Below are 9,457 nucleotides of genomic sequence, written 5' to 3' on the forward strand. Positions count from 1 at the left end.
AGACCTCCTAATGATGAGATAAATCTGTCAATAAATCAGCAAACTTTTCAGCTTGATTCATGACTGCAATGGGATCATAAGGCCAAAAGAATTCTGCATCTAGTTGATAGGTCTGTTCCTTTTTGACAGCTTTTAAACTCTTCCAGATGGAATTATTTTTATCAAATGTCCCGCCATTGGATTCATCAATGAATATATAATCTCCTGCATATTTCGGAAGGGTTTCATAGGAAAGTACCTCATAGCCTGTTTTACTGTTTAAAATTGTATCTTTGACCTCTTTTGGCGGATTTACTTTCAATTGTTGATATAGTGCTTGTCCACCTCGGTAAATTCCGTTCCCATACACAAACACATCATTTTTAAATGCGCCCATGATGGAAACTGTTTCATTCTCTTTTAATACAGATTTTACTTTTTTTCGAGCTGCTTCGATTCGTTGGTCAAAGGAGGCGAGAAACGCCTTGCCTTCCTCTTCTTTGTTTAACACCTTCGCCAAGGTTGTGATTTCTTCATGTGCGTCTTTGAATGAATTGTAAGGATATACGAGTGTTGGCGCTATTTTTTTATACACATCATAGACTTTTTCATCCTGTACTGCGGTGATAATTAGATCAGGCTTTAAGCTGAGTGCTTTTTCAGCTGAACGCTCGTCACTGATATCCTCGATTCCTTTGATCTTGTCCTTTAAATGTACATTCTTTAAATCTTGAGTCGTTGCACCTACAGGGTGAACATCCAATGCAATTGCACTGCCTAAATATCCATCTATGAGAACGCGTTTTGGGTTTGCTGGAATGTCGATTTTTCCTTTAACAGTCTCAATGGTTTTCGTTTGCTGCTCTGTTTCTGCCGTTTTGGCTTCTTCTTTTTTTCCACAGGCTGACAATACCAGCATGAAGATGACAGCACATATCCAATATGTCTTTTTCATATGAGTATTCCTCCTTCATTTCCTAGATACAAATGAGAATAGTTATCAATTACTAGTCTCATGTATTCTACCAACCTCATACGAAGTGGTCTATGGAGGATTCTCGCAACTTACATATGGACAATTGTTGGATTGGCTGCCACAGTCAATCGGGAGACAAAACGGTCAATCAAATGAAGAGCCCGCTCCCCTTCATCAAATCGAAAATCCTCTAGCTTTAATGGGTAGAAGGTTCCATTTTTCACAGCGGACAATTGACGAAGAACATCGCTTTCCTCCATCCGCTGATCCATTTGTTCATACCACCCATGTTCAACACCTACAATAAAAAACATGTGATCCGCCTCGTATTCTCTTAACCTTTCTAAAGAAATGACTGTATGTTGATTGGGGAGAAGAACTTCTTCTAGAATCGTCTTCGGAGGCTTTAAGTCAAGCGTTTCGTAAAGGTAGAAGGCACCTCTAGCATCATAGGACCACATGTACACTTTGTCATGTCCTCTCATTTCATAAATCGCGACTGTCTCTCCTTTTTCCCTAAAGGAAGATAGATCATTTCTTGCCTTTTGACTCAGATGTTCGAAGCGTTTCACCCAATCAACTGCCTCTTTCTCTCTTCCTAACAGGCGCCCTGTAGATAAGACCTCTTTTACAACATGACCACCGGCATATGGCAGAACAAGGACAGGGGCAATTCGCTCCAACCGTTTGATCAACGCAGGCTTCGAATAAAAATAGTTAGGAATAATGATTAAATCTAGTTGAAGTGATTTGAATACGTCATCAGGCGTATGTTCATCTATGACCAGCGTACCGGCCAGCTGATCTTTGAGTATATCTGAATGGAGAAAGGTATCTTGGTCAATACAGACAGGGCGAATGCCTAGGGCGCCCAATAACCCGACAAATTGAAAAGCAGCAATTCGCTCTGGTCTTCGATTGTTTCGGAACTGACTAGGGGACCTTCCTGTTTTCTGCCTGAATTTCCTGCTGAAATATAAACTGTCTGTATAGCCCACTTGCCGCGCAATCATTTGAATTTGATCATCTGTTTGCAGAAGCCGTTTTTTTGCTTCATCTATTCGAATTTGTGCAATATAGTCACTCACACTCAGTCCCATACTTTGTTTGAAAAAGGTCGAAAAATAACTCTCATGAAAACCCATCTTATGGGCTAAGTCTTTTCTCGTAAGCTTTTTTTCATAATGCTGCGCCATATACTGCAAAATCATTTCAATTGAATAATGCACCTTCTCAGCGTATGGCTTGGATTGACGGTGAAAAATGTGCATGATGTCCTCCAGCCTTTTCTCCTGTTCTCGGATGCACTGACTCACCTTCATTTGTTTGATGTAAGAAAACAGCACGGCAGAGCCTTTGACCATTGCTCCATTATCCGGCAGATCATCATAACTCATCTTAAAAACCAATTCATTTTGCGCATCATTTGTCAGGATAAACTGATCAAATGTGATCGTATAAATCGCCACCTGTTCGTTGGATAAAGATTGGAGCATTACGTTGATACCTGAGCGGATCAACATACTGTCTTTTGCGTTTAGCTGATATTGCAATCCTTCCATTTCAATTCTCACAGATCCGTCGCATGTCAAGAACATAGGGAAAGATGTATGCCAGGAGACTGTTTGTTTGACAGAAAGAGATCGCTCTTTACTTTCTTTCATGCGCAGAATGGTATGAGTACGGGTTGTCATTTTCTCTTTCTCCTTCCATATAAAAAAAGTGCTAAAATTTTAGCACTTCAATGTTTGACTGGATATTCATCAGCGAGCTCCAGCTGTTTGTAATTCTTTGTTTTTCTCCTTAAAGCGTTCATTATGAGAGGAAACGTATGCCACTTTTTCGGCTTCTGGTTCGATGTAAAGCTTTGCGCTATTCAGCGCATTGACTCCATCAACAAACGTACCAGCAATTAAGCGGACCTTGCTTTTATGTGTACACAAGTCGCCTACCGCATAGACGCCCGGTAAATTGGTTTCCATTTTTTCATTAACCTCGATCAGTCCCCATTCACCTTGCTTGAGACCCCATTCTGATAGCACGCTTAAATCGCCTTTCATCCCGTGATTAACGATCACAGCATCTGTTTCGATTCGTTCTTTTTCACCTGTCTCTATGTTTTGAATGGTGACGGCATCAATTTTGTCACCTTGACCATGCAGCTCTGTTAGTTCATGCGGGGTTAAAATTCGTTTGCAAGTTGCCTTCATATTGGCGACGTTTTTCTCATGTCCGCCAAACATGTCACGGCGATGCACAACGGTGACACTTTCAGCAATTGGAGCAAGAGCATTGGCCCAGTCAACCGCTGAGTCGCCGCCTCCAGAAATCACAACCCGCTTCCCTGCAAATGTCTTGAGCTCCTGGACAGTGTAATAAAGGTTTGTCACTTCATAGCGGTCTGCATGCTCAATTTCAAGTTTCCGCTGAACTGGAATGCCGTGACCCATCGCTAATATGAGGGTCTTTGTCAAATGACGATCACCATTTTCAGCCGTCAGCAGGATATGATTATGTTCATCTCGCTCGAATGACGTGATTTTTTGATTCAGTGCAATCTCTGGTTCAAATGTTTTCGCCTGAGTTTCCAGCTGCTGTATCAGCTGTTCTCCTCTTGTTGGCGGCAAACCGCCGACATCCCAAATGACCTTTTCAGGATACAGAAGGATTTTCCCGCCAAGGCTTTCGTTGTACTCAAGTACCTTCGTCTTTAAGTCCCGCATCCCACTATAAAAAGCGGTGTACATGCCTGCTGGCCCGCCGCCAATAATGGTGACGTCAAACAATTCAAGCTGATCTGTCATTTGAGTCCCTCCAGTTTTCCATCGAATGATCTATTTATCAGTGATATTGATTCTCATTATCATATGTATCTATTGTAGTCTACTCTAGTGAAGGGAATCAATAGCTTTCTGCAAAAAAGAACAGGACGAGCGCTCACTCGTCCTGTCATTCATCACACGATGGTTAAACCAAGGTCTTTTAATTCAAGAGAAACAAGTCTTGCAATCGCATCTGCGCCTTCTTTTGTAAAGTGCGTGCGATCCTCAATTCCTGTTGACAGCATAAAGTAAGAGGTCGTTTTCTCTATGCCGGAAATTTGATAAAACTGAAGACTTGCAGTATTTAAATCGACGAGAAGAACTTCTTCTTCATCGGCTAATTCTTTCATAGCGGCACAGTAATCAGGAAAATCATTGATATATTCTCCGTCTTTTTCATGAAAACGGCCGACTGGGGTGAGTAAAAGTGGTGTTGCCCCTTTTGCTCTTGCTCCATGAATATATTGAGACAGGTAGCTTTTATACGTCGTGAAAGGATCTGTATGGCGCTCGGGCTTCTCCTTAGAAGCATCATTGTGCCCCATTTGTGTGAAAAGCCAGTCTCCTGGCTGAATGTCAGCCAATATGTCATCAAGGCGTCCTTCTTCAATGAATGTTTTTGAGCTTCTTCCACCAATGGCACGATTCTCGACGTGAACGCCGTGCGCTGTATAGCGGTGTAAAAACTCTCCCCATCCTCCTTGAACAGGACGATCTGGATAAGATGAAACGGTCGAATCACCAGCTAAATAGATGGTTGTCATGTTCATACGCCTCCCTTTTTCATTGAGCCACTTCACCCGAGCGATACGGGTATCCTAGTGGCTGCTGAAAAGATATGAAACAATCAGCATCGCTATTTCAATTATTCTCTTTTTAATGATCAAAACCCTGCTTACCAGTAGATGTGAATGTGTTAAATATGCGGCGGAAGTTCTATTTTTGATTCCACTGCTTGATGTAACGCCTGAAGCATATAGCCAATTCCTTTATATGGAGCCAGCGGGTAATTCGCTTTTTGATGAGGATGTAATAAAGGGTCGATCACTTTTCGATATTTCTTCCCACCTAGTACCACCAGTTCATCATATGCGAAAAGGTTTTTTTGATGAAATTGCTGGCTCAGTTCTTCTCGTGTGATCTGCTTAGCATGCGGTATACCAAAAGCCACATCATAATTTTCATGTATGATATCATCTGCCTTTAAGAATCCGTGCTTCGCTGATAAGATCATCCAGTCTGAAAAGAACGTTTGAGCATAGCTTTTCGTACGCTGATGCAGGGGACTTAAATAAACAAGGTTCGCTGGCTGGCTTCCTGCCTCTGGATCGACGTCCCAAATTTTCTTCGCGCCACATGGAATGATACAAACTCGCTTCACTCAGATTTTCTCCTTCCTTTTTCGATAGATCTGATACACGATACAGCCTAGCGCTGTGCCAAGTGTATTTAAAAGAATATCATCAATATCGCTGCTTCTTGTAATGATACCAGATTGCGAGAACATCCATTGGAGCACTTCGATCATGGTTGACAGGAGTAAGCCGCCAAGAACCGCCTTTTGCCAGCGCATGGTTCGAAAGGCTTGATAAAGAAAAAAACCGAGTGGAACAAATAACAATATGTTCCCTGCTAAATTTAAAAAGACGAGATTTGGATAGCCGTGATGGTAGGCGTGAAGATTTTGATAAATGGACTGCAAAGGCATGAGATTCACACTCACCTGATCTCTTGGGGCGGAAAAACGATTTGGAAAGACCGTCAAATATAATAAAACATTCGTATAAATAAACAGGCAGGCAAGGACCAATTCTGTCCGTAAATAAATAAAACGATTGTGCTTTTTTGCCTGTCTGTACCTCATATGTAAATAGAGCGGGACGAGCAGGAGAAAATAAGCAATGGAAAACATAGCACTGGATGTCATACTGAGAGCTGCCCCTTTCTCACATGATGATGCTTGACCATATTTACAGCTTATTCAGGCTTGCCCGCATCTATTCATCACTTATTCTCACATTCAATGTAGAGAAAACCATATTGACAAATCGTCATTTTCTCGCTAAACTGAATGACATTCAGTCATTTAAGGTCGGTGATGATATGTCGAAACGAGAAAAGATTATGCTTGCTGCGATTGATGCGTTTAAAGAAAAAGGCATTGAAAAGACGACCATTTCGGATATTGTGAAAGCAGCAGGAGTAGCACAAGGAACGTTTTATTTATATTTTCCTTCAAAGCTTTCCGTCATGCCTGCGATCGCTGAACATCTGATCGCTCAGATGGTGCCTGCGATCGAAATGGAATTCACTCAGCATGCAGATGTCCTCGATCAAGCAGATGCGCTTGTTGAATTCATTTTTGCTTTTACAAGGCAATACCGTGATGTCCTTGCCCTCACCTACTCAGGCTTAGCCGCCACCGAGCATTTAAAGGAATGGGAAGATATTTATGAGCCGATTTACAAATGGGTCGCTGCTTTTCTAGAAAAAGCAAAGCAGGATAACCGAGTCCGTGCGAATTTGAACTGTCAATACGCGGCGAAATTCATTATCGGTTTACTCGAATCGTCTGCTGAGCAAATGTACTTATTTACGGAAACAGATACAGAAGAGGTTCTGATTCAAAAGCGAGAGGTGAAGCAATTTCTTCTTTACGCACTTGGCATAGAGACACCTTAACTTAGTACAGCACTTGATGTACGCAGCGTGTAGACAAACCCTCGCATTCGTTGTCAGTCCTGTGCGCTGGTACTCACGAATGTCAAATTCGCTCCGCAAAAGTAGCCGTCCTTCCTAGACTGCAAAGGTTTTCTATCACGCAGAAAAGAAAACAAAGGGCTAAAATAAAGTTCATTTTAGCCCTTTGTCGACATTCTTAGTACAGCACTTGCTGTACGCTCTTTTTTGGCTTTAAAATGACGAATCGTCAGTTTTGAGTTTTAGGAGGAAATACAATGAAAAAAAGCTGGATGTATGTTGCACTCACTTGTTTATTCGAATTACTTTGGGTGTTTGGTTTAAATAGAGCAGATGCGTTGTGGGAGTGGGCCATCATTATCTGCCTGATCCCGGTTGATTTTTATTTTTTAATGAAGGCCTGCGAAAAGCTGCCGACAGGGACCGTGTACGCCGTGTTTGCCGGTGTTGGAACGATTGGGACATCTTTGATGGATTATGCGCTGTTTGGCGGTTCGTTTTCATTTGAAAAGCTCTTATTTATGGGCATTTTAATTCTCGGGATTATTGGACTGAAAGTGTCTGATGGAGATGCACATGAGCAGAAAGGAGAAGCGGTATAACATGGGCTGGTTTTTTGTACTGTTAGCCTCTGCCTGCGAAATCGGCGGGACCATTGGCCTCAATATGTTCAGTAAGAAAAAGCAAATCACGACAGGCATTTTATTTGTCGGCGGGTTTGCGTTATCCTTTTTGTTTTTATACGCCTCGTTCTCGTCCGTTCAAGTATCCGTCGCTTATACGGTCTGGATCGGGCTTGGAACGGCAGGCTCTGTCTTATTTAATATGATTCTATTTAAAGAGCCGAAAAACATGATTCGTATACTCAGCCTGCTGCTGATTGTGATTGGTGTGGTTGGGCTGAAGTTGTTTGCTTAATAGAAAAGCAATGGAATTGATTTTCCATTGCTTTTTGAGTTAATTTATATACTTTTGTTGGTACGCTTTAAATTGTTCTTCGTATTTTTGCAACTTTGCCCCATCCACTTTTGAATTTAATTTCGGCTTTCGTTTTCCAATCACCATCACATCTTTATCTACAATAGGACTTGATAAAAAGATGTATGGTGCAAAACGATCACACTTCGTATTTGGGAGGGTGACGGATAACCTGGCATATTCTTCTGTCGGGAATTGGTTCGAAATTTCAAGTTCCTTGAGTCCCTCTAATTCCGATATTGGCTCTAAAGACTCGTCCTTCACTTTTATATTTGATAAGCACAGATATTTTAAATTCTTGAGGTATCTTAAAGGTTGAAGCGTATTTAAATTTAATGAATTCCAAACCCCGCCTGACAATTGCAGCAATTCTAAACCAGTGTTTTTTTGCAAAGGGGCTATGTCTTTCAACTTTGAAAAATCTGTTATGGATAAAGATTTTAAAAACGTGTTTTTTGATAAATCCCATAGACTTTGTGCCTTTGTATTCCATTCAAGTGCCAATACCTCAACATCTTTAAGAGAACTTATCATTGATAAATCTTCTACTCTCAGTTCATGCACAAAGAGCATTTTGGGATTAACTAAACTCAAGATCGTATTGAATTCCTTTTGGTCCACTTTGTAAATCCACAATTTCGTCAGGTTAGAAAAAGATTTCAACCTATCAATGTTTATTGTTTTCCCTGTAATTAACAAGTCAGTAGAATTTTCATCTACATCGGCTAAATCATGAACAACTTCTGGTCGTTTATCATGATGAAAAATATATTGGGGGTCTTCTTTTCGCATGCTTTTACCTCCACACCTATAATTAAGGAATATCCAAATAAATTTTATCAGTATTTTGGAGTCAACACATTATGATCTTTAGCATTTTCAAATATTTCTTATGAAGCAGTCATTGGAGACTATCTGCTAGGCAGCGGACTTCTACCAATTGATATGCTAATTTTAGTAGATAATAATGTTAGTAAAACGCCTATATATAAACAAATAAAAGAACTCTAATTCGTATACGAATTAGAGTCCTCATGATATGACTGATTTTATTTTTCTACCTTAAAATCTTTCTCGTTTAATGGGTATCTTGCTGCTCAAGCAATAGATCCATTGCGTAAATCGATTCGCCTTTCTCATCCAATAGAAAGTACACAATCAAAGGCTCTCCAAAAGCTGCTGTCTGCTGCGTGAACAAAATACATGTGAATTTTTCAATACCAACTGGCAGCTTTCTTCTTAATAAAGGGTGAAGAATAGGTGAAGCCCGAATTGTATCTACCTCAACATCCCAACGTTCGTTTTTTAAAGTTGGATATTGCTTTGATAACAATTGGTGTAACATATCGGTCGTGAGCGCTGCTTTTCTATCGCATCCATCATTTATTATGTTGGTGTTATACATCCGACAGCTGTTCACCCTTTGAAGCGTTGATTCGTATTCCTTTTAAGACAAAGCGTTTCTGACCATCAAGTGTACAAGTGATCAATGTCAGTTCATTTTTCCCGCGATCCTTTAATACATCCACATCCGTCGGTTCTATCGTAGCAGAGCTGACAATTTTATATTCGTATGTTTCAGCTTGATGATGTAAGACGACTTTTTCTCCTTTAGGTACCTCTGGCAGCTGCCGGAAAAGGCGGTCGCCTCTATACCCTCTATGGCCTGCAATCGTGAAATTTCCTTCACCTGGCATTTGATGAGATTTAATTTGAGTCAGTGCAATGCCTAAATTTTCTTTTGTTGTAACAGGAAGCACTTTTTCGTTTAAATCAATTGACGGGATCTCTAGTTCCATCACATCTCGCAGGTCTTCTTCTGACACAGTTAAATGTGGAATTGAAGAAAGGGCATCACTTTCATTTTCTTCAATCATCTTTAATGCCTGTTCCATCGCTGCTGTCTCCTGAGAAGTCCGCCACTCATATAGAAAAGGAACGGAGATGAGCATCAGCCCAGTGACCACCAAAAAGCTCCCTAATAAGGTTCTTTTTTTCATCA

At 40.8% G+C, this 9,457-nt stretch carries 12 protein-coding genes; 3 read left to right on the plus strand and 9 right to left on the minus strand.

The window, feature by feature from the left end:
- Positions 1 to 7 precede the first annotated feature (7 nt).
- The 6 genes from QSJ46_RS16835 to QSJ46_RS16860 all read right to left on the minus strand — a co-directional run bounded on the left by QSJ46_RS16835 (position 8) and on the right by QSJ46_RS16860 (position 5,704).
- Complete coding sequence (locus tag QSJ46_RS16835) at positions 8 to 934, minus strand: ABC transporter substrate-binding protein (RefSeq protein ID WP_048240082.1); 927 nt, start codon at positions 932 to 934, stop codon at positions 8 to 10.
- A 110-nt stretch (positions 935 to 1,044) separates the two neighbouring features.
- On the minus strand, positions 1,045 to 2,649 hold the full coding sequence (locus QSJ46_RS16840; protein ID WP_269773022.1) for an AraC family transcriptional regulator: 1,605 nt from the start codon (positions 2,647 to 2,649) through the stop codon (positions 1,045 to 1,047).
- 69 nt (positions 2,650 to 2,718) lie between these two features.
- Positions 2,719 to 3,759 carry an NAD(P)/FAD-dependent oxidoreductase gene (locus QSJ46_RS16845; protein ID WP_024425818.1) on the minus strand — a complete coding sequence of 347 codons (1,041 nt, stop codon included), beginning with the start codon at positions 3,757 to 3,759 and terminating at the stop codon, positions 2,719 to 2,721.
- 152 nt (positions 3,760 to 3,911) lie between these two features.
- The gene (locus QSJ46_RS16850; RefSeq protein ID WP_041087393.1) at positions 3,912 to 4,541 is read right to left on the minus strand and encodes a rhamnogalacturonan acetylesterase; all 630 of its coding nucleotides are present in this window, start codon (positions 4,539 to 4,541) and stop codon (positions 3,912 to 3,914) included.
- A 152-nt stretch (positions 4,542 to 4,693) separates the two neighbouring features.
- Complete coding sequence (locus QSJ46_RS16855; RefSeq protein ID WP_041087307.1) at positions 4,694 to 5,158, minus strand: DUF6884 domain-containing protein; 465 nt, start codon at positions 5,156 to 5,158, stop codon at positions 4,694 to 4,696.
- Entirely contained in the window at positions 5,159 to 5,704 is a 546-nt protein-coding gene (locus QSJ46_RS16860; protein ID WP_285605055.1) for a VanZ family protein, read from the minus strand.
- 176 nt (positions 5,705 to 5,880) lie between these two features.
- Between QSJ46_RS16860 and QSJ46_RS16865 the strand changes: the two genes are divergently transcribed.
- The 3 genes from QSJ46_RS16865 (at position 5,881) to QSJ46_RS16875 (ending at position 7,395) form a co-directional block, all read left to right on the plus strand.
- A complete protein-coding gene (locus tag QSJ46_RS16865) occupies positions 5,881 to 6,459 on the plus strand; it encodes a TetR/AcrR family transcriptional regulator (RefSeq protein WP_285605141.1) in 579 nt (192 codons plus the stop codon).
- A gap of 275 nt (positions 6,460 to 6,734) precedes the next feature.
- Positions 6,735 to 7,079, plus strand: a complete 345-nt coding sequence (locus tag QSJ46_RS16870) for a DMT family transporter (protein ID WP_047202046.1) — start codon at positions 6,735 to 6,737, stop codon at positions 7,077 to 7,079.
- Position 7,080: 1 nt separating this feature from the next.
- Positions 7,081 to 7,395: a DMT family transporter gene (locus QSJ46_RS16875; protein ID WP_003217878.1), complete on the plus strand. Its 315-nt coding sequence runs from the start codon at positions 7,081 to 7,083 to the stop codon at positions 7,393 to 7,395.
- Between the two features lie 39 nt (positions 7,396 to 7,434).
- Here QSJ46_RS16875 and QSJ46_RS16880 read toward each other — a convergent pair whose 3' ends face one another.
- The 3 genes from QSJ46_RS16880 to QSJ46_RS16890 all read right to left on the minus strand — a co-directional run bounded on the left by QSJ46_RS16880 (position 7,435) and on the right by QSJ46_RS16890 (position 9,455).
- Positions 7,435 to 8,247 (minus strand): leucine-rich repeat domain-containing protein, encoded by an 813-nt coding sequence (locus QSJ46_RS16880; RefSeq protein ID WP_285605056.1) that lies wholly within the window; start codon positions 8,245 to 8,247, stop codon positions 7,435 to 7,437.
- Positions 8,248 to 8,533: 286 nt separating this feature from the next.
- Positions 8,534 to 8,860, minus strand: a complete 327-nt coding sequence (locus tag QSJ46_RS16885) for a hypothetical protein (protein ID WP_285605057.1) — start codon at positions 8,858 to 8,860, stop codon at positions 8,534 to 8,536.
- On the minus strand, positions 8,853 to 9,455 hold the full coding sequence (locus QSJ46_RS16890; protein ID WP_058837499.1) for a class D sortase: 603 nt from the start codon (positions 9,453 to 9,455) through the stop codon (positions 8,853 to 8,855). The genes QSJ46_RS16885 and QSJ46_RS16890 overlap by 8 nt, the downstream gene beginning before the upstream one ends.
- Positions 9,456 to 9,457 lie beyond the last annotated feature (2 nt).

The sequence above is a fragment of the Bacillus sp. YKCMOAS1 genome, from assembly GCF_030268125.1.
In the GTDB taxonomy this organism is placed as follows: Bacteria; Bacillota; Bacilli; order Bacillales; family Bacillaceae; genus Bacillus; species Bacillus safensis.

What these genes read in the sequence shown, in the direction of transcription:
- QSJ46_RS16890 (WP_058837499.1), bottom strand. Translation starts at nt 9,455, where the DNA reads ATGAAAAAAAGAACCTTATTAGGGAGCTTTTTGGTGGTCACTGGGCTG.
- QSJ46_RS16880 (WP_285605056.1), bottom strand. Translation starts at nt 8,247, where the DNA reads ATGCGAAAAGAAGACCCCCAATATATTTTTCATCATGATAAACGACCA.
- QSJ46_RS16835 (WP_048240082.1), bottom strand. Translation starts at nt 934, where the DNA reads ATGAAAAAGACATATTGGATATGTGCTGTCATCTTCATGCTGGTATTG.
- QSJ46_RS16885 (WP_285605057.1), bottom strand. Translation starts at nt 8,860, where the DNA reads ATGTATAACACCAACATAATAAATGATGGATGCGATAGAAAAGCAGCG.
- QSJ46_RS16865 (WP_285605141.1), top strand. Translation starts at nt 5,881, where the DNA reads ATGTCGAAACGAGAAAAGATTATGCTTGCTGCGATTGATGCGTTTAAA.
- QSJ46_RS16850 (WP_041087393.1), bottom strand. Translation starts at nt 4,541, where the DNA reads ATGACAACCATCTATTTAGCTGGTGATTCGACCGTTTCATCTTATCCA.
- QSJ46_RS16870 (WP_047202046.1), top strand. Translation starts at nt 6,735, where the DNA reads ATGAAAAAAAGCTGGATGTATGTTGCACTCACTTGTTTATTCGAATTA.
- QSJ46_RS16860 (WP_285605055.1), bottom strand. Translation starts at nt 5,704, where the DNA reads ATGACATCCAGTGCTATGTTTTCCATTGCTTATTTTCTCCTGCTCGTC.
- QSJ46_RS16875 (WP_003217878.1), top strand. Translation starts at nt 7,081, where the DNA reads ATGGGCTGGTTTTTTGTACTGTTAGCCTCTGCCTGCGAAATCGGCGGG.
- QSJ46_RS16845 (WP_024425818.1), bottom strand. Translation starts at nt 3,759, where the DNA reads ATGACAGATCAGCTTGAATTGTTTGACGTCACCATTATTGGCGGCGGG.
- QSJ46_RS16840 (WP_269773022.1), bottom strand. Translation starts at nt 2,649, where the DNA reads ATGACAACCCGTACTCATACCATTCTGCGCATGAAAGAAAGTAAAGAG.